Origin of the sequence: Pelagihabitans pacificus (assembly GCF_009371985.2) — a bacterium.
GTDB classification, from domain to species: domain Bacteria; phylum Bacteroidota; class Bacteroidia; order Flavobacteriales; family Flavobacteriaceae; genus Pelagihabitans; species Pelagihabitans pacificus.
Genome location: NZ_VIKU02000004.1, coordinates 344,941 through 370,195 on the forward strand (window position 1 = coordinate 344,941; position 25,255 = coordinate 370,195).

Below are 25,255 nucleotides of genomic sequence, written 5' to 3' on the forward strand. Positions count from 1 at the left end.
AATATAACAATTTTACTTAAAACTAACCGACCATCCGAGTTGGACAATTCTTGGCAGCGGTGCCTGCCCGTCGTCCTGACCTGTTGCAAGCGGGTTGTTTCCCTTTTGGAAGCTCTGCGCCCTACCGACCTCTGGGTCAAATCCCGAATATCCCGTGAAGGTAGCCAAGTTTTGGGCACTTACGAAAAAGCGCATGTTTGAGATAAAACCCCCTGTCCAGCTTTGCAGCCGATCTTGAGGTAGCGTATATCCCAACTGAATGTTTTGAATTCTCAAATAGTCGGCATCTTCGATAAATCTATCGGAAAGTCGATTGTTTTGATTTGGATCTCCGGGAGCCAGCCGTGGGTTGGAACTTGAGTTTGTAGAGCCTTCCCCATTCCATCTGTTTACCACCTGGGTACTGAAATTGTTGGTGCCTACCATGCCTTCCAAAGTAATTCTGGAGGAGTTATAAATTTGACGATCTCCGACACCTCTCAACAACACTGAAAAATCGAAACCTTTGTATTTGGCCTGCAAATTGACACCATAGAAAAAACCAGGATACGGACTACCCAAGAAAGTTCGGTCATCGGCATTCACCTGACCATCCCCATTGATATCTACAAATCTGATATCACCTGGGGAAGGTGTTCCATTGGCATCAGGCAAGGCGGCGGCCACTTCCGCATCATTTTGATAGAGGCCATCGGTCTTGTAGCCAAAAAAATGACCCAAACTCTCCCCAACGATCGTTCTGTGTGATTGGGCACCCCCGACACCCGCAATAATCTGCTCTACCGGACCGAGACTTTGGACCGTATTTTTTACGGTCGTCAAGTTAGCACCGATTCCATACTCAAAATGATCCCCAATTTTATTTTGGTAATTGAGAGCCAATTCAATACCAGAGTTGGTGATTTCTCCGGCGTTCGTAGGTGCCGGAAGGAAAAACCCGCTGGTAAAAGGTAACGGAAGTTGAACCAATGCGTTCTCATTGGTTTTCTTGTAGTAATCAAAAACCCCTGTAATTTTACCTTTTAGCAAGCTAAAGTCAAGGCCAATATCAATTTGTTTCGAGGTCTCCCAGCCGATAGCACGGTTCGCAAAGGTGGTGGGCGCCGGACCTACCACGGTTCCCTGACCGTCACCGAGCACATAGAAGATATTGTTGTTCAGAGTGGTGAGAAAGGGAAATGTGTTTGCCGTACCGTCCCCTAAATTCTGGTTGCCCAGTTCGCCATAGCCCACTCTTAATTTGAGATCGTCCAAGAAATCTAGTTCGCTCATGAAATCTTCCTGGGAAATTCTCCAACCAACCGATATGGAAGGGAATACACCATCCCGGTTGTCTTCTGCAAATTTTGAGGTAGCGTCACGACGAATGTTGGCAGTGGCCAAATACTTACCCTTGTAATTATAGGTTAAACGTCCGATGATACCTTGAAGGGTCCAGAGATCCGCTTCGTTGGCACCGGCGACGGCGGTCCCACTGGCTGCGAAGTTGTCGTTGAAAAGATTTCGTCCCTGTAGGCGTACCTTGTCAAACCTAAATTTTGTTTGTTCGAAGCCGAGGAGTGCCCCGATATTATGGTCGCCAAAGGTTTTATCGTAAGACAGGGTGGCCCCGGTGGTTATTGTCAATTCTATGGGGCGGGATTGAACCAACAAGGACTGTCGTGGCGAGTTTCCGTCTAGCGTAGTTTCGGCTTGAAAGAAATCCCCTGTTCCTACATTATAGTCAATACCGATAGAAGGGCGGAGCTTCAGATTATCTATGATTTCCCACTCGCCAAAGAAATGGCCCAACACTTTGCGATTTTGAATAGTAGTACTGTTAATCCTGGTATCGGTTAATTGAACCAGGTTTGAAGTACCTCCGGCAGCTCCCCTGGTATCGGGATTTGATAGATTATATCCCAACGGACCGTCACCGAAAATCTGAAAGAACGGTGCGTTCAATGCTGCATTGAGACCTGCGTTGAGGGCTCCCTCGCTTTGGGTGAGGCGATCGGACTGACTAATCTGTAGCGATTCGCCGAATTTTAATCGTTTTCCGATTTTGAACTCGGTATTGACCCTTAGGGAGTATCTTTCAAATGCCTGGGCTCTTTGAATACCTTCATTATCCAAAAACGAACCGGAAATGTAGTATGTTCCGTTTTCGCCCCCACCGCTAACACCGACATTGTGGTTTTGTACAAATCCATCCCTGAAAATAGCATCCTGCCAATCTACGAAAGGTTGACCACTAAACGCGGAAAAATCCCTACCGAGCTCACTTTGAATGGATATGTACTGTTCAACGTCGAGGACACTTAATTGCTCCCTCACCGTGGCGATGGATGCATAACCATCATAGGTGACTTTTGGATCTCCTCTAGTGCCCTTTTTCGTAGTTATGATAATCACACCATTGGCTCCTCTTGCCCCGTAGATAGCGGCCGAGGCGGCATCTTTTAAAACATCGATCGATTCAATATCGCTTGGATTAATACTGGCCAGCGGATTGGAATCCGTTGTAGAAGAGGTATTTACGGTTATGTTATTGGTTCCTACAAGCGGCACACCGTCGACAACATAAAGTGGATTCGCATCGGCACTCAAGGTTCCTACACCACGAATATTCACACTTACGGGAGCACCGGGATCACCGCTTCGGTTTGTAATGTTGACTCCAGAAATTGTCCCTGCCAAAATTTGATCGGGGCTTACAATGGGTTGCTTTACAATCTCCGCCGCTCCGATGGACCCCACAGCACCCGTCAGGTCCGCTTTTCGCTGGGTACCATACCCGACAACGACTACTTCGCGCAATGCCTCGGCATCCTCGACCAGGGTAACATTGATGGTCGATTGTCCATTAATGGCTACCTCCTGTGTGGCGTATCCTACATAAGAGAATACCAGGGTATTTGCGTCCTCGGGGACAGCGATCGAATAGTTTCCGTCAAAATCGGAAACTGCCCCCGTATTCGTTCCTTTAACTACGATACTCGCCCCGGGCAATGGCCCCTGTGAATCGGAAACCGTACCCGAAATCGTGGTTTGGGCATTCATTGAATGTACTCCAAATAAAAGAGCCAGGATAAATGTGAGGTAGAGAGCCTTCAATCTATCCTGCTTAGAGAAGCTTTGTTCCATAATCAAATAGTTTAAGTTAGTTAATCTTACTGCTAGGGTCTGTAGAACAACATGTCATATTTTATAGACTATGATACACTATGCTACTAATCAAATGTACTATAAAAAAATCAATCCTTTAAAAATTTTCACTTGAAAAATTATAATATGGTAATAAAGTAACCTTTAGCCTGAATAATCCATAGTTTTAATTATGCCATTTCTTATTCAAAAATCTTTTCGTCAGAATACGTTTCAAACGGTAGCGGTTCGATATTGTAGCAGTTGATTCTTTTGGTCGCAACCTATCTCTTTTGGGGGAGTTTCCGGTCACTTGAAGTTACAAAACATACGATTAGCCTATAGAGAACTGTTTAACTTGTACCCAGGTTTAGTATAAATATCATTTTTTTAACTAAATTTAATTCATTATTCTATATTTGCGGACAGTTTTGATAAATAGCATAGTATATCATAGTATATTACACACTACATAGACCTGTTACCGGTCCACTAAGAAAATCGGATCTGGTTTTCCAGACCCTTTTAGAATTAGGCGACAGTGTTTTTCAAATTAATGGTGGCGTTATTTTTTGGTTGGTATGCCATTAGTGGAAAAGGGTGGAGAAACAATAAATGATTTTTTGAATTGAGTTAGTTATGTAGTTTGACGAAGCCAAGTGATGTTGATTGCTTGGCTTTCGTCAAATTAAGAAAAATTTCCCCGTCGCCAGAAAGATGTCTCCGCAATAAGCTATACAATGAGTACGTTTGCATCGAAAAACAAGTATATGACCCGCACATTGGCTACCGCCGTATCCGATATCGATATTCTTGGCGTCCAAGCCGGTGTTGAAACCATCTTGACCAAGGTATATGAAGTCAATGATGTAGTCTTATACGATTTTCAAGTTTCTTCGGAGGCACCCCTTTATCCGAAACCTATTACGTTAGGTTGGAAAGTGCCCGCTTTTAATGTGAAGGGGGTTTGGAAACCGACCGCTGACTTTTCAAAACGCATCCAAGCCGATTGGGAGCTAGATCATATGCAATCCAGGATATCCGTTGATGCCCCCGTCATTGGACTTTTTGGAAACGATGACAGCAACTTGCTCACCTTCGCCTGTTCAGACCCCATCAGCACCTTGGAATTGAATGCCAGATTGCGAGAGGAGGACAAGCACTTTCATTACCATATCACTTTCTTTTCCGAGCCAGAACAGCCTATAACCGATTTTAAAATACAGCTGCGTTTGGATTATAGTAACTCACATTTTTCAAAGGCACTCGACGCGGTTTCAAAATGGTGGGAAGGCTTTGAACCATTAAAACCGGCCTATGTGCCAGCGATTGCAAAGAAGCCTCTCTACTCCACGTGGTACCAGTTTCATCAAAACCTGGATTTAGAGGTGCTGCACGAGGAGTGTAGGTTAGCACATGATTTGGGTTATAAAGCGGTCATCATCGATGATGGGTGGCAAACGAAGGATACCAATCGCGGCTATGACTTTACCGGTGATTGGCATCCCGAAGGAATTCCAGGGATGGCTACTTATATTGATCGCCTTCATTCATTGGGGATGAAGGTCGCCCTCTGGTATTCTGTGCCTTTTTGTGGAAAGAAATCGAAGGCTTACCAAAGGTTCAAGGGCAAGTTCCTTACAGAGGATCATCGTTGGGCACCGGTATTCGATCCCCGTTATCCCGAAGTACGGGACTATCTCATTTCCGTATACAAAAATGCTTTGAAAGAATGGAAACTGGATGGGTTCAAGCTCGATTTCATCGATGACTTCCGTTTATATCAAGATACTCCTCTTGGGCGCGATAATGGTCGTGACTATGCTTCTATCAATGAGGCCGTAAACCGTTTGATGAGCGATGTCATGAGTACACTTCGCGCCATCAATCCGGAAATATTCATCGAGTTTCGACAAAAATATATTGGTCCGGCGATGCGAAAATATGGCAATATGTTCCGTGCTTTTGATTGTCCGGGGGATGCTACCATGAATCGGGTACGGATTGCGGATATTAGAATGCTTGCCGGGGATACTGCTGTTCATGGGGATATGATTACCTGGCATCCCGGGGAATCGGTAGAAGTCGCCGCACTTCAATTAGTGAACACCTTGTTCGGGGTTCCGCAGTTATCGGTGATGCTACAAGATCTCCCGGCATCGCATCGGACTATGATTCGATTCTATACCAGCTATTGGAATACCCATGGCAAGGAACTGACATCGGGTGATTTCGTCCCGCGGAAACCCCTGGCCAATTATCCTATCCAGAAAGTTGCCAAAGGGGCTTACACTATCATTGGAGTATACGATGAATATGTCGTCACCCTTGAGCATGTCGACATCCATTTGCATTTGTTGAACGCACAGATTGCAGACCGATTGACGGTACATTGCGTGACCGATTTTGGTAGCTATCTGGGGGTTGTTTATGATTGCCAAGGTACTGTTGTTTCGGAAGGGCTGTACAGTCTTTCCAAAGGATTGGTTCAAATCTGGGTACCCCCATGTGGAATGGTACAACTTAGAAAGAACACCTAGCCGGATATGGCAATTGAGCGCCTAGTTTCATTCCGACGCTGTGGATGTGCAAAATCATTTAACTATTTTCTTGGGCAAAAAATGCCACCAATAAAATTGGATGTGCTATTTTAGACGCTGCACCATCAAAATTCGTCGAAGACCCACAGGTTCATTTTTAATCGGGTTTTGAGAACAATCGACAAATTGCAAAATTGACCAACCAAAAATCAGAACTATGTTGCCCATTCTCTCTTTTGCCGGCTTTACTTTATTAGTAGCGTTCATAGCGTGGTACGCTACCAGAAGCACCAATGAAAAGACAGCCGACGGCTATTATCTAGGCGGTAGAAGTCTTGGTGCCGTTACAATCGCAGGTTCCCTTTTGCTGACTAACCTATCTGCCGAACAAATAGTGGGTTTGAACGGACAAGCCTTTACGGAGGGCATCTTGGTGATGGCTTGGGAAACCCTGGCGGCCATCGCGATGATTTTAACGGCCATCATACTGTTGCCCAAGTATATGAAAGGAGGTATTACCACCATTCCCCAATTCATAGAAAATCGTTTCGATAAACAGACCAAGGCCATTTTGTCGGTCTTGTTTCTCTTTGCCTATAGTTTGGTCTTATTGCCTACTATTCTTTATTCGGGTTCCCTAGCCTTTAGCTCGATGTTCGATTTACCCTCGATGCTGGGAATGAGTCAAAACGCTACTATCTGGTTGTGTGTTTGGAGTATCGGCATTATCGGGTCGATTTACGCTATTTTTGGAGGACTCAAAGCGGTCGCGGTCTCCGACTTAATAAATGCCATTGGTCTGATTGTCGGGGGATTGCTTATTCCCTATTTTGGATTGAGAATGATTGGTGACGAGAATATTGGTCAAGGACTCGACATTCTTTGGAACAACCACCCTGAGAAATTCAATCTGAAAGGGGAGGTCGATTCATCGATTCCGTTCGGCACCATTTTTACAGGTATGATTCTGGCACAGGTGTACTATTGGGGTACGAACCAGTCGATTTTACAACGGGTATTTGGCGCCAAAAGCTTAAAGGAAGGGCAGAAAGGGGTTATTCTTGCCGCTTTGGTAAAATTTCTGATTCCTATTGTTGTGGTGCTCCCAGGGGTTATCGCTTGGCATGTGTTCGACGGGGATTTGGCCAATGCCGACCTGGCCTATCCGGAATTGGTCCGTAAAGTATTACCACCGTCCCTCGTCGGTTTTTTTGCGGCGGTTTTATTCGGTGCGGTCCTCAGTTCCTTTAATAGTTTATTGAATAGTAGTGCTACCTTGTTCGGCTTTGACCTTTTCAAACAGTATTTTAATCAGGAAGCTACGGAACTACAGACCGTAAAGGCAGGAAAGACATTCGGGTTGATCTTAGCGGTAGTATCGATGACCATCGCACCGTTTATCGCATCGGCCCCCGATGGCTTATTTGCTTATATCCAGGAGTCGTTGGGGAGTTTAAGCGTCCCGATCTTAGCGGTCGTTTTTGTGGGAATCTATACCAAACGAGTACCTGCATTGGGAGCAAAGATTGTTTTGACCGTCGGGGTGGTGATGTATCTTATTAGCCAATTTGTACTAAGCCCAATTTTGGTCGAAAGCGCTTTGGAAGCTGCTGCTGCCAGTGGCATTACGGATCCAAAGGAATTGCGTGTAATCGGGGCCAAGGCCTATCCACACTTTTTACATATCATGGGAATTCTATTTGTGGTGAATGTGGGAATCATGCTTCTGGTCGGTAGACTAAAACCGAAGACCGACGTTCCGACTGAACTACAAACCGACCAAATTGATACGACCCCTTGGAAGTACGCCCTTTTGGCGGGTGGCATCATTACCGCAATGGTCTTAAGCACCTATTTGATTTTTTAGTAGTGTGATTCGGTCCAAGAAGAATTAGAATCGCATGACGAGTCCCACCTGTCCTGGTCCGAAACTAAGGTCATAGCTTATTTTTTTGGCTTTGTCGTTGTACTTTTTGTCATACTTGGTGTCTAGGTACCGGTCAATGGCCTCGACGGTAAAAATACTGATAAACACGCTTAGGGTCACGTCGGAAAGCCAATGTTTGCCTTCCCACAATCTGGATATCGCGGGAATGGCTCCCAAGGTATATATGCCGCCCTTTACCCATTTGTTCTTGAATTGTTTGGCGATGGCATGCGCATTGGTCATAGCCAGAATAGCATGACCTGAAGGGAAGGAGTGAAAATCCCTGTCACCGCCCCAGAGTGGATCGAATGTATCTTTAGAATACCCACTTAGCGGCCTTGCCCTTCCGACAGCCGACTTTAAGAATTGTTGCAGTAGGCCAGCGGCACTAGCCGAGGAAATGAGCAATACCCCCGTGCGCCTTAGTTTCTCATCCTTAATGGCCAGTCCGGTAAGGTATATTGCACCGGTAAGAATATAATTGTTCGAAGGACTTCCGTACTCAAAACCGTAGTCACGGATAAATTGTGGCACATCGTCGCGAATGCCGCCCATATAATCATTTACGGGGTTGTCGACCAGATAAGAGGCGCCAAAAGCAAGTGCCGTAATTCCGGCGTCTTTCCATTGGGGTCCTCTCCAATGGAAGGGCCTACTGTAGGCATAACCAATTCCTTTAAAGACGTTTCCAAAATCATATTTGGCCATCTGCCAGCGTGTCCCGGTGGAGTCGATTTCGAAATCTTGGCTCTGAAGGGAAAAAATAGTCGATAGGCAAACGACATAGATAAAAAATTTCATACTTTCTTTTGGTTATAAAGATAGTTTTTGCTCGTAATAAGGTTAGCTTACATCCAATTTTTACGAACTCGAAACGGCAGATTAGTGGTGGGTCTGAACTAGAACGGGCTTCTGTAGGCTACTATAAAAATCATCAAGAATCCCGGTCTTGTCGAAATTTTCCCAAAGAATGATTTCCCTTTGGTTTTCGGGTCTATCGACCCACTGGTTGTCGATAAGTATAGGAGCGGGGATACGTGTGGTCTCGCCCCAGGAGTTATTTTTGAGAATGGCCAAGGCTACCATATCAAATAGGGGACGGGAATTTTTAGGGCCATTATCACCGATATGGTCAAAAATGTGCTCGAAAAGACTAATAGAGTAATCACCAAAAGTACTAAAAGAACCTCCATGTCTTCCTGTAATAGGCTCTGTGGCTTTCGGGCCAAGGCCGGGCATTTTCTCATTTATTTCGGTCTTGGTCACCGAAACCGCATCGGTCCCCGATGGTTTTCCATAGCGCACCGTGACCATTTCAAACGGAATGCGGCTGTTGAGCACGTAATTCATGGCCACGGTATCGTTGTCTTGATTATACTCTCCGGGCTCGGGATAGTTGCTGCCCAACCAAACAATTTTGGTGCGGCCTGCCAACGATGGTTCTTTCTTCAATGCCAAGGCAATATTGGTCAGTTTCCCTACTGCCACGACGATTATCGAATCCTCTTCGGTGGCTTCCAGGATAAAGTCTACTCCTTCCTGTCCGTCATAGCTACCAGGGTCAAAATCTTCGGATATCTCTTTAAAGTTACCCTCTGCTCCTTTTAAGAGTGGTACGGAATCCTTTAAATTGCACAATTGTAAAATGCGTTCGGCCTCGTCATAGTGTCCCTGGATTCCTTTTCCATTGATGGTGGCGTTCACCGTAATGCCCACAACATCGAACGTGTTTCCGTTCAATAGCATGTAGGCCAGGGCATGTTGGTCATCTAGCTCATTGTTGGCATCGGTATCGAAAATGAGTTTTATTTTGTTATCGGTGGTTGTGTTCGCAAGGTGTTTTTCTATTCGTTGGGATTGGTTTTTACAGGATATCGAACAAAGAAACAACAGGCTTACGGCCATTGGGATAGAGAAAACTTTCATAGTAACAAGGGCTTTCGATTAGAAGTGGCAAAGTACAAAATATTCCCGTCCTACAGGAAGCGGATGACTCAAGCAGGTAGTTGAAAAATGGGGTGGAGGTACTGGGAATCAGGCTACTTTTTGAAGAAGGTCGAAACAGGGGCACCGTTTACAACGTTTGTGTTCCCCTTTTTGGTATTTCGAGCAACATTTCGGTTTGAGTTTCGACTTTTTTTTGACAGGTTCGTTGGCGACCTGTAATTTCTTTAAAGCCTTTTTTAGCTTTTTCCTTTCCTTTTTAGCCGCTTTCTTTTTATTACCCATCGATTCTCGGATAGGCCGTAAAAATAATTATTTTAATTCAATCTAAATAAAGACAATTGTTAAATTATTCCTCCCCACTCGCTGCGGCACTTTCCACGGTAATCATCTTAACATCCCTATCGAAGAGATAGAGGCCGCCTTTATCGTTTCCGATCAGGTTGATCTTGTCTAAAATTGTCCGCGCCAAAGCCTCTTCCTCGATTTGCTCGGCAACGTACCATTGTAAAAAGTTATGTGTAGCATAATCTTTTTCTTCCAAACTTACGTGCACTAGGTCATTGATGCTTTTGGAGACGTAAATTTCGTGTTCCAACAGCTCTTCGAACATTTTTTGGAAAGTCCCAAAATCGGTTTTCGGCGCCTTGAGTTGGGAAATTTGGGCATGTCCTCCCCGTTCATTTACATATTTAATCAATTTGAGCATATGCATTCGCTCCTCGTCGGAATGTTTGTACATGAATTGGGAGATCCCTTCGAGCCCTTTCACTTCTGCCCAGGAGGCCATGGAAAGATAGGTTTGTGATGATTCCGCTTCGATTTGGATTTGCTTATTCAGCGCTTTTTCTAATTTTTTTGATAACATGATAGGTCCGTTTTGTACAAAGTTACATATTAACAGCCTTTTATATCGGTAAGGGCAACGGCAATTAAAAAAAAATCCCCTGTGCGGTCCGAAAGGTGTTGGCATGGGCCTCGACGATAATTTTAATATCCGGGGAGTACCCACCACCCATGCTGCACTGCACCGGTATTTGATGGCGGTGGCAGGTCTGGAGCACCAATTCATCCCTTTGGTTGCATCCTTTGACCGAGAGGCCCAAGGTTCCTAATTTGTCGGTTTCGATGATATCTACCCCACAGAGGTAGAAGATAAAATCTGGCTTCACCTGATCGATCAATTTCGGAAGTATCTCCTTAAGGATGGATAAATATTCATTGTCCCCAACTCCCTTTTTTAAGGGAATATCCAAATCGGATTCCTCCTTTTTAAAAGGATAGTTCCCGGCACCGTGCATGGAAAATGTAAAGACCGATGCATCGTTCTGAAAAATTTCCGCCGTTCCATTCCCTTGATGAACATCCAAATCCACGATTAAGATTTTCTTTGCCAGTTTCCGGTTTTGTAGATAGCGGGCCCCGATGGCCTGGTCGTTTAACATGCAAAATGCCTCTCCCCGATTTGTATAGGCGTGGTGGGTGCCGCCCGCAATATTCATGGCAATACCGTGTTCAAGGGCGAATTCACTTGCTTTCATGGTCCCATCGGCGATAATGCGTTCTCTTTCTACCAAGTCTTCCGTGAGCGGAAAACCAATTTTCCTAGCTTCTTTAGGGGGAATTTTAATATTGAGCAGGTCGTAAAAATACTCTGGGTCGTGCACCGCCACGATGTGCTTGTCATTTGGCACCGCCGGCTCGAAAAAATTCTCCGCCTCACAGGTTCCTTCATGCAGTAGCTGTTTGGGGAGCAACTCGTACTTCAACATTGGAAAGCGATGCCCCTCGGGAAGCGGGTGTTTGTAAATTGGATGAAAGGCTATTTTGAGCATAAGTAGATTACCGGTACAATCAAATCGAAATACAAAGATAGGACCCACTGGCCCACTAACAAAGTCATCAAAGACGGATTCTCTTTTTAAACAAATGACAAATGAAAAAGCTACAGTACCTTTGCCGATATGAGCAGCGCGATTACCACGGATATTTCCTTTTGCCAGCAACTACTGAAAGAGGGGCAATTGGTCGCCATACCTACTGAAACGGTCTATGGTTTGGCAGCGAATGCCTTTGATAAAAAGGCCGTGAAAAAGATATTTGAAATGAAGGGTAGACCCTTTTTCAATCCGCTCATCGTTCATATTCACAGTCTGGAACAATTGAAAGATTTAACCGAATGCATCCCCGACAATGCATTAAAGCTGGCCAACGCATTTTGGCCCGGACCGTTGACCTTGATATTGCCAAAAGGAGATAAGGTCCCCGATATCATCACCGCAGGGAAATCTACGGTTGGGGTACGTATGCCGAATCATCCTTTGATGCTTGCGCTTTTAAAGGGACTACCGTTTCCCCTGGCGGCACCAAGTGCCAATCCTTTTACCAGGGTCAGTCCAACTTCGGCGGCCCATGTGGCCGATTATTTTGGTAATCGAATTCCAGCTATTCTGGACGGTGGTGACTGCCGAATCGGATTGGAATCGACCATTGTCGGATTCGACAATGGGAAACCTATGGTTTATCGAAAGGGCGGTATATCGATAGAGGCCATAGAAGCTGTGGTTGGTCCTGTAGACTTAATGACCGAAGACGACACGGCGCCCCAAGCACCGGGTATGTTGTCTAAACACTATTCGCCCCGTACGCCGTTGATCGTAACCGAGAATGTATCGGAAATCCTGAATGACTATCGGTCAAAAAAAATCGGGGTGCTTTCCTTTTCGAAAATTGATTTCCCAGATGCGACAGTAGTCAAGGCGCTGTCACCTAAGGGAAATCTCGAGGAGGCGGCCCAATCGCTTTTTGCAAGTCTTCATGCATTGGATAGCGCAGGCCTCGATGTAATTGTTGCCGAGCGCTTTCCTGAGGAAGGTTTGGGACGCAGCATCAATGACCGCTTGCGTCGTGCGCAGAATTAGTACTTCGGGTAATCCTATTCCCTGTGAAGCGCCAACTGAATCCTCTTCCTTGGAATATCAACACTTAGGACTTTCACGATAATTTGTTGGTGTAGATGTACATGGTCGTTTATGTCCTTTATATATGTATCCGATAGGTTTGAAATGTGGATGAGTCCACTTTCCTTGATACCGATGTCCACAAAACATCCAAAATTGGTGATGTTATTCACAATGCCCGGTAACAACTGACCCTCCCTAAGGTCAGTGATCGATCGAATGTTTTGATTAAAGGTAAATACTTTTGCCTTTTCGCGGGTGTCCAGTCCCGGTTTTTCAAGTTCGTCGAGTATATCAGTTAAGGTGGGCAGACCAACGGTCTCGGAACAGTACGAGTTCAAGTCGATACGTTTCAGCACCTCTGTATTGCCAATCAGTTCTGTCAATCCCAAATCCTGGTCTTTGGCCATCTTTTCTACTATCCTATAGCTCTCGGGATGCACCGCGGAATCGTCCAGGGGATTTTTGCCCCCTTTGACCCGAAGGAACGCTGCACCTTGCTCAAAGGCCTTTTCACCCAATCGATGCACTTTCTTGATTTCGGTCCTACTGGGGAAGCTGCCATTTTCATTGCGATAGGCGATAATATTCTCGGCGAGTTTTGGCCCAATACCCGAAACATAGCTGAGTAGGGAGACGCTGGCCGTGTTGATGTTTACCCCAACCGAATTCACACAGCTTTCCACCACCTTATCCAAGGAGTACTTTAGTTTTGTCTGATCCACGTCGTGTTGGTACTGGCCCACGCCAATCGATTTGGGGTCGATCTTGACCAACTCGGATAACGGATCGGCCAAACGGCGACCAATCGAAATCGCACCACGTACCGTTACGTCATAGTTCGGGAATTCATCCCTAGCAATCTTGGAAGCGGAGTAGATGGATGCCCCTGCTTCGCTCACCACGAAAACCTCTACCGGGTTTTTAAAGGAGGTTCGTTTGACCATCTGTTCGGTTTCCCTGGAAGCGGTACCGTTCCCAATGGCGATAGCCTCGATTTTATAGGCGTCACAAAGGGAACTGATTTTTTTCATCGCTCCGGATCGTTCATTTTGTGGAGGGTGCGGATAAATCGTCTCATTGTGCATCAATTCACCCCGGGCATTAAGGCAAACAACTTTGCAACCGCTGCGGAAACCGGGATCGATGGCCAAAATTCGTTTTTCACCCAGGGGAGCGCCCAGCAACAATTGCTTCAGGTTTTTGGAGAATACCTGAATGGCGTCGTCATCGGCTTTTTCCTTGGCATTTTTTAAACACTCATTTGAAAGGGATGGAAAAAGCAGCCGCTTATAGGCATCTTCCAAAGCCTGTTGTATGTGTGGCGTACAGGAATTATTGGATTTAATCAGACGCTCCGAGATGCGGGCCAACAAGCGATCTGTGTCAATTTCGATTTTTATGCGAATGTATTTTTCGCTTTCGGCACGAAGGATGGCCAATAAACGATGCGATGGGCAATGCACCAGTGACTCGCTCCAATCAAAATAATCGCGGTATTTCTGTGCTTTCCCATCTTCTTTTTTCGTGCCAATCACCTGGGTCGTTATTTGTGCGTACCGCTCCAATTGATGCCTGATCAAGTCTCGGATATCGGTGCGTTCATTGATCCATTCCGCGATAATGTGCCTTGCTCCTTCCATGGCCTCGTCTATGTTCATGACCTTTTGATTCAGATAATTAACGGCAATAGACTCAACAGTATTTGTGCGTTGGGCCATGATGATTTTGGCTAAGGGCTCCAACCCATTTTTTCTGGCTACTTCGGCTTTAGTCTTTTTCCTTTTCTTGTAGGGCAGATACAAATCTTCCAACTGATTCATATCGGCTGCAGACTCAAACCTTTTTCGAAGTTCCGGGGTTAAGAGTTGCTGCTCATCAACAGCTTTAAGGATGGCACTTTTTCGTTTTTCCAACATTTCGAACTCCATCTTGTATTTTACAATGTCCCCAATCTGTACTTCGTCGAGATTGCCGGTTTTTTCCTTGCGGTAGCGCGCTATAAAGGGAATGGTACAATCTTGGTTTAAAAGGGTTATCGTGTTTTGGATCCCTTTAAGGGGAAGTTGGGTGTGTGCCTTGATGTATTGGAGGAGGTTCAAAGGAATTCGCTTTTTTATTTTATAGTCTTTCAGGGCCAAGAGCAAGTTGCAGACCCCACAGCTTTTCGAAAGCTTTGGGATCTATGGAAATAAGAGCCTATTCTAATAGATATTCGTTCATCTTTTCAAAAATTTCACCCGATTTTAGTTGATGTATATGTTTAAAGTTCGCTATGTCTTCAAACATGTCCAGGATAAACTCCTTTGAAACTAGCGTTTGCTGTTCGGACAAATAAGCATGATAAGATGTGTGCTGGTACAAATCAAAGTATTCCACCAATCCATGATGCTGTGCGTTGGTATGGATATAAATTAGAAGATTTTTGAGATAAATTTCATTCTTTACTCGAATTCTAGAGAACTTTCTTTTGAATAAGCTACCACTTCGACCATATGCTTTATTAATCGCTTTTGCATACGCATTGAAAAAAGTTTGAAAAGATTTGTGATATTGTTTTTGTATCAGCATCCTCATTGATTCTAATAAGTAAATGAAAATGATTGGTCAACAGGCAGTAAGCAAAAACTTGGATATGCGGGATAATGTGTTTTTTCAACAAAGATAGGAAGTAGGCGTAATTTCGATTTTCAAAGAAGATATTTTCCTTGTTATTTCCTTGATTGTAAATATGATAGTAATACCCAGGTTCTAGTGGTTCGTATTGCATGTTTTAAAGATATGTACCGGGACTAGACCCCAAAGGTTTTCAAAACCTTTGGGGTCTTTGCCTTCGATTTGGCTATTTCGGGCTTCATGAGAGCGTCGTAGCTATCGTGATTTATGGAGCCAAGTTTGCCACTATGGCGATTTTTCACTCATAACCTCATGATGCAGGATATAGAACCTGAAGGTTTTGAAAACCTATAGGGGTCAGGCTTCCCATTTAGTTGATTCCCGCTCCATTGCCTACATCATCCTGATCGGGGTTGACAAAAACCAATTTCCCATCGGCATTCTCTGTCATCAATATCATGCCTTCACTTTCCACACCCCGTAATTTCCGGGGGGCCAAATTCACCAATACGGTCACTTGTTTGCCGATAATGTCCTCTGGTGCGAAGCTTTCCGCAATTCCGGAAACGATGGTACGGGTATCCAAGCCGGTGTCGACTTTTAGTACCAGCAGTTTGTTGGCCTTGGCCATCTTTTCCGCTTCGACGATGGTACCGACCCGCATGTCCAATTTTGAAAAGTCATCAAAGGTAATGGTATCTTTTTGTGGCATAAGTGTTTTACCATCCATACCGGACGGAGCCTCGTTGGCTTTTTTGGCAGCCTCCAATTTATCGAGCTGTGCCTGAATCTCACTGTCTTCGATTTTACGGAAAAGCAGCTCACCTTTATCGATTTGATGGCCAGGAGCAAGAAGCGTTTCTTTTGAAGCTACATCTTCCCATCCCAACCTCTTGAGTGTATCCGTGTCGTTGGTGTTCAAAGTACTGGGTGCCACATTCAAGATGTTTTTCAGTTTGTTGGACGTAAACGGTAAAAAAGGCTCGCTCAAAACGGCCAGTCCCGTAGCGATTTGCAAGGAGACGAATAAAATAGTCTGTACACGTTCCGTGTCTTCCTTGATTACTTTCCAAGGTTCCTCATCCGCTAAGTATTTGTTGCCTAGCCGGGCAAGGTTCATTAATTCCTGACCGGCCTCCCTAAAGCGATATCGTTCTATGGAGCTTGAGATTATCCCTGGAAATTTTTGAAGCTCGATGAGGGTCTCCTCGTCGACTTTTAACAGGGTTGTCGCATTCGGAACAATTCCCTGATAATATTTGTTCGTGAGCACTACCACCCGATTGATGAAATTACCCAAAATGGCGACCAGTTCATTGTTGTTGCGGGCCTGAAAGTCTTTCCAGGTAAAGTCGTTGTCCTTGGTCTCGGGCGCATTGGCGGTCAAGGTATATCGCAAGACATCTTGCATATCGGGGAATTCCTTCAAATATTCGTGCAACCAAACCGCCCAATTTTTGGAGGTGGAAAGTTTGTTGCCTTCTAGATTCAAGAATTCATTGGCGGGTACATTTTCCGGTAAAATATAGCTGCCTTCAGCCTTCAACATCGACGGGAAGATGATACAATGAAAGACGATATTGTCTTTCCCGATAAAATGTACCAACTTGGTATCCTTGTCTTTCCAATAGGGCTCCCACTCTTTTCCCTCTTTTTGGGCCCATTCCTTCGTCGATGAGATATAGCCTATGGGTGCATCGAACCACACATACAATACCTTGCCTTTCCCCCCTTCCACAGGTACCGGAATTCCCCAGTCGAGGTCGCGGGTAACCGCCCGTGGCGCCAGTCCCCCGTCGATCCACGATTTACACTGGCCGTACACATTGGTTTTCCAGTCATGTTTATGTCCTACGAGAATCCATTCCCTTAAAAAATCCTCATACTGATCTAAGGGTAAAAACCAATGCTTGGTTTCTTTAAGTATTGGGATACCCCCGGTAATAGTGGATTTAGGATTGATCAAATCGGTTGCATTCAGTGAGGATCCACAGTTTTCGCACTGATCACCGTATGCTTCTTCATAACCACATCTTGGGCAGGTGCCGATGACAAAACGGTCCGCAAGGAATTGTTGGGCTTCCTCATCGTATAATTGGGCGGTAGTTTCCTCCTTAAAATCACCCTGCTGGTATAATTTCCTGAAAAAATCCGAGGCCGTTTCATGGTGCACCGCGGCAGAGGTCCTGGAATAGTTGTCAAAAGTGATTCCAAAATCTTCGAACGACTTTTTGATGATCGCATGGTATTTGTCAATGATATCCCTGGGAGCGACCCCTTCTTTTTTAGCCTTCATCGAAATGGCAACCCCGTGTTCGTCGCTGCCGCACACAAAGGCGACGTCGTTACCCAACAGCCGTAGATATCGGGCATAAATATCGGCAGGCACATAGACCCCTGCCAAATGTCCAATATGGATGGGACCATTGGTATAGGGCAAGGCTGCCGTGATGGTATATCTTTTTGGATGGTCATTCTTTTTGGCCATAAACACGGTGATTAGGGCACAAAAATAGTGTTTTTTATGAGCCTCCTACGAGGAGACCCTAAAAAAGCAAAGCCTCCGTTGTATCTAATCGATACCATCAAAGGCTTTGAACATATTGGGGGTAGATTCAGGGACGAAAATGGTGTAAAAATACCTAGTTATTCGATATATCAAGACATCATGACCGATTTACTCATTTTTTGGTCTTGGACTTGAATTCTATAAATATACTTGCCGCTTGCCAACTGGGATTGAACGCGTTCACGTATGTTGATTTCTGCAGAACCTTCCATCATCATCTCATTGAACACCGTGCCTACTTTTTGACCCAAAATGTTGAATAGCTGAATATCCACGTGGGCGCTAAATGGCATCTCCAAATAAATATGGGGCGTGCTATCGGTAGGATAATAGGGTCGATGAACGATAGCGTTCAATAACTCCGGATTGGGATCGGTAGGGTCCGTCGACTCCGGTTGGGTAGGCCTTGTGGGTTGCCCGTCGCTATAGGCAATATCCGGAAAATCCGTACCGCTACAGCTAAAGCCAAGATTTACCGGGGTGTAAGACTTTTCATTGAAGAAGACAAACTCCTCTACGAGTGGAACGTCTATACATAACCATTCGGCCATTACAGTAGCGTATAAATCCCTAAAATCCATGGTGTAATCCAGATTACCACGACCATCACCATTTTCCACATCGGGATGTTCACCTACGAAGGCACTTCCGTTTAAGCCATTTCCAAAAAACAAGGTAGGGGCCGCTTTACCGTGGTCGGTACCATTAGAACCGTTTTCGAAAATTCTTCTTCCGAATTCCGAAAAAGTCATACTCAATACTTTCTCGTCTTGTTGGGTGAAACCAAGGTCTTCGTAGAAATTATTAACAGCTACCGACAAATTGGTCATTAAACGTTCGTGCGCCAAAGGCTGATTACCATGGGTATCAAAACCACCCATAGAAATCATATATACTTTGGTGCCCAAATTACCTTTGATCAATCTGGCCAAAAGGGCAAGTTGTCTTGCAAAACCATTGTCTTGATATTCGACATCGTTTCTGCCGGCTTCGTAAGCTTCGTTTATTTTACCCGCATAGTCATAGGTAACATTGGCAACACCTCGTAAAAAACGCAATTGGTCGCCGTACATACACTCATCAAAAAGGGCTTGTTCCACATCGTATTGCAACCCCCTCATGGCAATTTCCTCCAATTGGTCAACGTTGGATGCGGTAAACGCATAGTTTGTCTCTTCGCCTTGGAATACCAAGTTCCCGAAACTTCCTATTTGTACGGCTGCCGGGGCATCGGGTCTTCCACCTCGCATGAGATAATTTGGATACAGGTTTTCGAAGTGCCTACCCATCCAACCCGTATTCAAACCTGAAAAGCCGGTAGTTTCCAAATCGGTATTCGCAAAAATATCGGATCCCGTAAAGTGAGACAAGCTCTGTCCTTCATAACCTACTCCGTGTACGGCTTTGAATTGGCCTTCCTCCCACATTGGTTGCAAGGATTGCATATAGGAAGGAATACCGAACTCATCGGTTAACTTCAATACCTTACTCTCAGGAATATATATGTTGGGCCTTGCATTGGCATATGAATCATATTGTTCGATGGGGATTACCGTACTAAGACCATCATTACCGCCCGATAGGCGAATTAATATGAGAATATTATCGGTTTCGGCCGCTGCAATGGCTTGGGTGAATCTTGATGGAGCGGATGCCGTAAGGTAATTGCTGCCAAGCATCATGGAACCGCTGCCCGCAATTCCCAATGCTTGTAGGAATGAACGTCGACTCCAGACCTTGTGTTCTTCATCATGGCCTTCGTGTTCTTTGCCCATATAGGGACTATTATCATGGATATCACACATAATCGTAGGTTTTATTTTAATTGGAATTCGGGCTCACTTGCCATATGGATCAATAAGTCTTTGACTTGCTGGGGTGCTAAGGGTAAGTTCATGTTCCAAGAACCGTTTTGATAAACCATATCAGGTTCATAGGCTGCCCTGAACTTGTCGATAGCTGCGCTATAGTCTACAGGTGTTAACAGACCCTTTGGGGTCAATGTGTCTATAATGGCCCTAGCAACCTCATCAGGGTCGTTGGTAATGGCCCCATTCGGTCCGGCCGCCGCTATTCCAAAAGTTCTAAATTGTTCGGTATTGCTGTTCCAAAAATCTTCGATGAGCATCTCACAGGTAAGCCACCGGCCTATAATGAAGTTGGTATTGATCCAAGTTCGGTCTCGTTGCCAACCTGCCACATCAACGGGAGAAAACAGCGTTTGACCCAATAAATTACAATTATTCAGAATCTGACTTAGCATATCGTCATTATAGGCAAAGCCTGTTTCCTTGATTAAATTGAGATAGAGGTCAAACGGACTCTTTATGATTACGCCAATCGTGGTATCGTCGAAAAAATGCTCACTCTTGAACAATTGTCGCAACACTGGAGCGATTTCGAAATTGTTTGCCAAGAAGGTATCCGCAAGGGCATTAATGATTCCCTGTGGATGCCCTACTGGATAGGTACCGCCTGGATTGTACTCTTCCCTTTTACTATCGGGATGCACGAAGAATTCATACAGTTTGGTACAGACAAACCGGGCTATGCTATCGGCCCGCTCTTCGAACAAAATGTTGATAACATCGTCATAGCCCCAATTACCGGTTCTACCAAAAATGGTTTTGGTATCCGTATTAAAACGTTCCGGATTGAAAGCGGGTTTTGTACATCCCACTTCACCACGATCTGTATACCCCGTAAGGGCTTTGGAAGTTTCCTCGATGTCGGTTTGGTCATACCGGTTTCCTTCGCCCAGGGTGAACAACTCGTAAAGTTCACGAGCGTAATTTTCGTTGGGCCTGTTGCCATTGTTGTATGCACCGTCCAAATAGAAAAGCATGGCACTGGTAAGGCCAATTTCACTCACAAAGGTCCTAAAGTTGCCGAGGGCGTTTCTTTGCAGGCAATCGGTGTATTCAGCAAGAAAGGCAGCGCAATCATAGACCGCTAATTCCGTAACAAAATGATTGCTCCAAAAAAAGCTGAGCCTGTCTTTCAGGCCATTATTCAACAGCGCATTGGTATACGCAAGTTGCCAGTCGCTTATTTGGGCTCTCCTGAGCTGCCGTGCCTGATCATCGTCGGCAGGATAGTTGGCATTGGTCCAATTGGCCCAAGCAGGAGCTGCCAAAGGCGCTGTGGCAATGGCTTGATTGACTAAAGCATCCACCAGCGTACCTGCATTTTGGCCGGTCGCTTGGTCGATTGTTTGTACTGAGGCACTAAACCCCAGTCTTCTGTACAAATGCGCCGCCTTGGTTCTATCCAAGGGAGTTCCGTACGGCGCCAATGTAGCAGTGTTACAATTAACGAAGTATTCCATAGTTTGTAGGCTTTAAGAACGTTCATGTGTGTAGGGGCTAATTCTTAACGCTTAAACTTTTTGGATAGTATGCTAATCCTATTATTTTCGATGTACGGTTGGGGAATTTACGGTGAGGAGATGAAATACGACGATTAAATGATTGTTTTTTCGACGAAATGCACTTTTTTAACATATCTATAGGTCACTTATGGGGAAACACAATGAGTTTGGAAAGGAAGGAGAACAAATTGCGGTAGAGTTCTTGATTGAAAAAGGATACCGCGTACGACACCAAAATTATCGATACCTTAAAGCCGAGCTGGATATCATTGCCGAAAAAGACGGCGTCTTGGCCATTGTGGAAGTTAGGGCCCGCAGCAATGACCAAATAATCAATATTGCCGACACCATCACGAAAAAGAAGATTCAGCTATTGGTAATGGCGGCGGACCACTATGTTACTGAAAGTGATTTGGATATGGAAGTGCGTTTCGACATCATCGCAATTTTAAAGAACAAAAACATTTTTAAAATAGATCATTTAGAGGGAGCATTTTATCATTTTTAAATATTTGTTTTATTTATAACAAATTGTTATTTTTGAATAAAATCAATCAAAGTGAAGACCATTTCCTCCGTAGTTGAAGCGTACATCAAGAAAAAACCATTTTTACAGAGTGCTTTGGCCCAGGGCATTATCAACCTTACCTCGCTTTCCAGAATCGTAAAGCCTGAAATTCAGGAAGAATTGGGCAAGGAAGTCCGTAACGGTGCCATTGTAATGGCATTAAAGCGATTATCCGATGATTTGGAATTTCGGGCTACGCACAAAATTGTAAAGGTTTTGAAGAATATCGGTGAAATAACGGTGCGGTCCTCACTCACTGATTTTACGTTTTTGGTCTCTGACACAATTTTATCCCACCAAGCTAAATTATTGGAGGAAGTCAATACCAACCAGGATGTGTTTTATACCTCCTCAAGAGGGGTCAACGAGATGAACATCGTGGTCAGTAGTAGCATGGATGCTGTAGTTGAAGAACTCTTTAAGGCGGAACGATGTACCCAAAAGGCTGAAAACCTATCCTCTATTACCGTAAAACTACCTGCGGAAAATGTATCTGTCCCCGGTATTTATTATTTTATTTTTCAGCGTTTGGCGTGGGAAGGAATCGTGCTGTACGAGGTCATTTCCACCACCAATGAATTTACGATTTTGGTTAATGATGATCAGGTAGATGTGGCCTTTAAAACTATCAAGGATTTAAAAACCTTGTAAACCAGGTAGCCTCCTCGGAAATGATTGTCTTGCTGCTCGTAAACAGACTAAAATAGCGGCCCCAAAAAGCTGCCAACTTATAGTTACTTTTCTCCGTCCAGAAGGGAAATAACCTCTTGATCGTTCGTTGGTTTGGCAACGATACGTTTCTGATCATCCAATATAAAATAGGTCGGGGTCTCTTGAATCCCGTATAGTCTTGCATAGGTGCTTTCCCATTTTCCCAGGGCAATCGCATGTTCGAATTGGTCCAGTTTGGTGGATTCCTCTTTCCACGAGGTTTCCTCATCTTCCAAGCCGACGGCGATAACCTTCAATCCTTTTCTGTTTGTCAGTTCTTTATGTAGGGCCGGCAGCTCTCGCAAACAGTGGCTACAGGTACTGCTCCAAAATATCAATAGGTATTGGTTGGCCCCTTGGAGGGTACTTAGTTTTTTGACTTCCGTACCATCGACCCATTCGATCTCCGGGGCGACGGCGCCCAATCTCAGTCGATTGTGCAATGCTATCCCATCCAGGATTTTCATTTCCTCGATACTATGGGCCATCCGTTGCAAGTAGTTGTTAAAGATATAGTCCGATACCTCGTCGAATTGGTTGGTGGCAGTTCGTTTCCAGACCGTATGGAACATCCCGAATTGGTAGGCGATGGGCAGACCTCTCATTTTTTGCTTGAGGGTATCCACGTTTTTCTTCATCACCGTTGCTGCCTCCACTGGCGATAAGGCTTTGTAGGGAAGGGCGGTCAGTATGTAGTTTACCGCCTTATCTTCGAGAAATCCCGAAGCTTGGAGCACAGGATTCCCAAAATCGATGGCGTCGAAATAATGTTGTTTTCTATTTTTTACGTAGTCCGCCACGGGTTCGATCTTTTCAGGAATATAAGGGCTATTGGCAGCTATAAAATCATAGGCGTATAATCCGTTCGCCCGTGCTTCATAGGATGTTTGAAGCGTTTTTAATTTAGTGATGATCGTATTAAACGCAACCGCATCCTTTTGCCCCTCGGTATAATAATCGATGAGTTGTCGTTCAAGGGCATTGATATCGGTAAAATAGTCTTTGAACAGGCTATTTTCCTTGGAATTGGAAAAAGAGACCCCTTGCTGTTCATCGAACCGAAGACCTATGTCTTGCGCCCCATTGTAAATCAAATCAAAATAATATTCGTCTTGGGGTATGGCATAGACCATTCGGTACATGCCCTTTTCGGCATTTTCCGGGAGGGCCATGGTAAATTCCCCGTTATTGACGGCGGTATCGGCGATATACGATTGGCCGGAGGGAGTCAATCTATAGGCGATCAACCAGCTAAAGTCTTCGGCGGGCGAAAAAGTACCTGAAATGGAACGCTGCGACTGCAACGATGCCACCATCAAAAGTAAAAGCAATCCCATTTTATTTTTCATGGCAATCCAGTGTTCAAAAACCACACCAAAAGTACGGTTTTACTCGATAATAGGGATGTAAACACTGCGAGGCCTACACGACAAGTGTCCAAGCGGGCTTGTCACGCCTTCACGTAACCATTACGGCAGACGAAGGCTCCGAGGTAGCTCATTTACTGGTTGGATTCGATTGGGCCATAAACCGCATCCCGAAAACTTTTATGAAGTCCGATGGGGTCGTACGGAAATAATTGTACGAATAACACGGCAGTCAACTCGTTTTTGGGATCTACCCAGAACAAGGTACTGGCCGCTCCGTCCCAAAAGAATTCCCCGACCACGCCATTGTTTTCTTCCGAAGACGAAGGAGGCGCTACACGAACGGCAAAATCGATCCCAAATCCTACTTGCCCTTTGCTGGGCAAAAAATGCCGTTCCGTAACACTGTCGGCCAGCTGATTGGTTGCCATCAATTCAACCGTTTCCGGCCGTAGTATCTGTACCGAATCGATGGTGCCCCTATGTACCAGCATTTGGGCAAAGCGCATATAGTCGTCAATGGTTGAAGTAAGTCCCGAGCCCCCGCGTGTCAGGGGCCAAGGCTTCGTGTAGTTACCATAGGTAACCGTATCCCGTTCCAGGATTCCTTCCCCCGTTCGGCGGTACAGGGCCGCAAAACGATGACGGTCATTTTCGGGAATAAGGTATCGGGTTTGCTGCATACCTAAAGGGTCTAGCACGTGTTCGCGCACATAGTCGCCATAGGGTTGGCCCGAAATACGTTCGACCATAAATGCCTGCACGTCGACACTAGGACCGTATTGCCATTGTTCGCCGGGGTGAAAGAGCAGTGGTGTTTTTCCCATGATCTCTGCCATTTTTTCCAGGGTGTTGTTACGATTAAGGGCATCGGCCTTGGCTATGAGCTTTCCTAGTTTGCTGTTGTCCGCATTTCCAAAACCAGCGGTATGTCGTGTTAAGTCCCGAATCGTGATTGGGCGGTTCGTTTCCTCCAAAATTGGATTTCCGTCAGCATCCTCTCCTACGTACACCTTCATATTGGCGAACTCCGGTGCGTACTTCGCCACAGGATCGTCCAAATCAAATTTTCCTTCTTCGTATAAGGTCATTAGGGCCGTACCGGTAATCGGTTTGGTCATCGAATATATCTGTACGATGGTATGGCGGTCCATCGGTTTTTTGGCCTCCCGATCGGCATCGCCAAAAGCATTGAAATAGACCTCTTTGTCCTTTTCAAAAATCAAGGCGGAAACCCCGGCAATATTTCCCGAATCGACGAAAGCCTTTAAAACGGAATCAATGCGACCCTTTGCTCTTTCGTTGATGACTAAATTGGAATCATCTTGCCGTGCATCGGACTTGGGCGTTTCCTTACAACAAGCTAGAAGCAGGAATATGGTGAAGGTAAGAAGTGAACGGAGAATTCTCATATCAATCTGTTTTTACGACGCGTTTTTGCCAGCAACGGCTATCATTTATTCTAATATAAGGCGATAAACCTATCTATTGGACTTCTATACCAGCCTTTGTTTGAATAACTATCATAAAGCAATGTCAATTGCTAACGGGACTTCA

Annotated in this window: 16 protein-coding genes; 5 read left to right on the forward strand and 11 right to left on the reverse strand. The window is 45.0% G+C overall.

The window, feature by feature from the left end:
- Window positions 1-12: 12 nt before the first annotated feature.
- Window positions 13-3,126 (reverse strand): SusC/RagA family TonB-linked outer membrane protein, encoded by a 3,114-nt coding sequence (locus tag FK220_RS14640; protein WP_152575086.1) that lies wholly within the window; start codon window positions 3,124-3,126, stop codon window positions 13-15.
- 770 nt (window positions 3,127-3,896) lie between these two features.
- Between FK220_RS14640 and FK220_RS14645 the strand changes: the two genes are divergently transcribed.
- Complete coding sequence (locus FK220_RS14645; protein ID WP_152575087.1) at window positions 3,897-5,666, forward strand: glycoside hydrolase family 36 protein; 1,770 nt, start codon at window positions 3,897-3,899, stop codon at window positions 5,664-5,666.
- Between the two features lie 217 nt (window positions 5,667-5,883).
- Window positions 5,884-7,533, forward strand: a complete 1,650-nt coding sequence (locus FK220_RS14650) for a solute:sodium symporter family transporter (RefSeq protein WP_152575088.1) — start codon at window positions 5,884-5,886, stop codon at window positions 7,531-7,533.
- 24 nt (window positions 7,534-7,557) lie between these two features.
- Here the strand turns inward: FK220_RS14650 and FK220_RS14655 are convergent, their stop codons facing one another.
- From FK220_RS14655 to FK220_RS14670, 4 genes are all read right to left on the reverse strand, one after another.
- Window positions 7,558-8,394 carry a phosphatase PAP2 family protein gene (locus tag FK220_RS14655; protein WP_152575089.1) on the reverse strand — a complete coding sequence of 279 codons (837 nt, stop codon included), beginning with the start codon at window positions 8,392-8,394 and terminating at the stop codon, window positions 7,558-7,560.
- 81 nt (window positions 8,395-8,475) lie between these two features.
- Window positions 8,476-9,519 (reverse strand): nucleoside hydrolase, encoded by a 1,044-nt coding sequence (locus tag FK220_RS14660; RefSeq protein WP_152575090.1) that lies wholly within the window; start codon window positions 9,517-9,519, stop codon window positions 8,476-8,478.
- Between the two features lie 367 nt (window positions 9,520-9,886).
- Window positions 9,887-10,405: a ferritin gene (locus tag FK220_RS14665; protein WP_152575092.1), complete on the reverse strand. Its 519-nt coding sequence runs from the start codon at window positions 10,403-10,405 to the stop codon at window positions 9,887-9,889.
- 64 nt (window positions 10,406-10,469) lie between these two features.
- Complete coding sequence (locus FK220_RS14670; protein WP_152575093.1) at window positions 10,470-11,372, reverse strand: histone deacetylase family protein; 903 nt, start codon at window positions 11,370-11,372, stop codon at window positions 10,470-10,472.
- 129 nt (window positions 11,373-11,501) lie between these two features.
- Between FK220_RS14670 and FK220_RS14675 the strand changes: the two genes are divergently transcribed.
- Window positions 11,502-12,458: an L-threonylcarbamoyladenylate synthase gene (locus tag FK220_RS14675; protein WP_152575094.1), complete on the forward strand. Its 957-nt coding sequence runs from the start codon at window positions 11,502-11,504 to the stop codon at window positions 12,456-12,458.
- Between the two features lie 14 nt (window positions 12,459-12,472).
- On the opposite strand, the gene FK220_RS14680 is transcribed toward FK220_RS14675, so the two are convergent.
- The 4 genes from FK220_RS14680 to FK220_RS14695 form a co-directional block, all read right to left on the reverse strand.
- Window positions 12,473-14,599: a Tex family protein gene (locus FK220_RS14680; protein WP_152575095.1), complete on the reverse strand. Its 2,127-nt coding sequence runs from the start codon at window positions 14,597-14,599 to the stop codon at window positions 12,473-12,475.
- A gap of 884 nt (window positions 14,600-15,483) precedes the next feature.
- The gene (gene metG, locus FK220_RS14685) at window positions 15,484-17,601 is read right to left on the reverse strand and encodes a methionine--tRNA ligase (RefSeq protein ID WP_152575096.1); all 2,118 of its coding nucleotides are present in this window, start codon (window positions 17,599-17,601) and stop codon (window positions 15,484-15,486) included.
- A 170-nt stretch (window positions 17,602-17,771) separates the two neighbouring features.
- Window positions 17,772-19,487: a DUF1501 domain-containing protein gene (locus tag FK220_RS14690; RefSeq protein ID WP_152575097.1), complete on the reverse strand. Its 1,716-nt coding sequence runs from the start codon at window positions 19,485-19,487 to the stop codon at window positions 17,772-17,774.
- Window positions 19,488-19,498: 11 nt separating this feature from the next.
- Window positions 19,499-21,010, reverse strand: coding sequence for a DUF1800 domain-containing protein (locus FK220_RS14695; RefSeq protein WP_152575098.1), 1,512 nt, complete (start codon window positions 21,008-21,010; stop codon window positions 19,499-19,501).
- A 190-nt stretch (window positions 21,011-21,200) separates the two neighbouring features.
- Here FK220_RS14695 and FK220_RS14700 point away from each other — a divergent pair, with 190 nt between their 5' ends.
- Window positions 21,201-21,560, forward strand: coding sequence for a YraN family protein (locus FK220_RS14700; RefSeq protein WP_152575099.1), 360 nt, complete (start codon window positions 21,201-21,203; stop codon window positions 21,558-21,560).
- A gap of 51 nt (window positions 21,561-21,611) precedes the next feature.
- Complete coding sequence (locus FK220_RS14705) at window positions 21,612-22,271, forward strand: aspartate kinase (RefSeq protein ID WP_152575100.1); 660 nt, start codon at window positions 21,612-21,614, stop codon at window positions 22,269-22,271.
- An 83-nt stretch (window positions 22,272-22,354) separates the two neighbouring features.
- Here FK220_RS14705 and FK220_RS14710 read toward each other — a convergent pair whose 3' ends face one another.
- A complete protein-coding gene (locus FK220_RS14710) occupies window positions 22,355-23,680 on the reverse strand; it encodes a TlpA family protein disulfide reductase (protein ID WP_152575101.1) in 1,326 nt (441 codons plus the stop codon).
- Between the two features lie 152 nt (window positions 23,681-23,832).
- Window positions 23,833-25,110 carry a serine hydrolase domain-containing protein gene (locus FK220_RS14715; protein WP_152575102.1) on the reverse strand — a complete coding sequence of 426 codons (1,278 nt, stop codon included), beginning with the start codon at window positions 25,108-25,110 and terminating at the stop codon, window positions 23,833-23,835.
- Window positions 25,111-25,255: the final 145 nt, after the last annotated feature.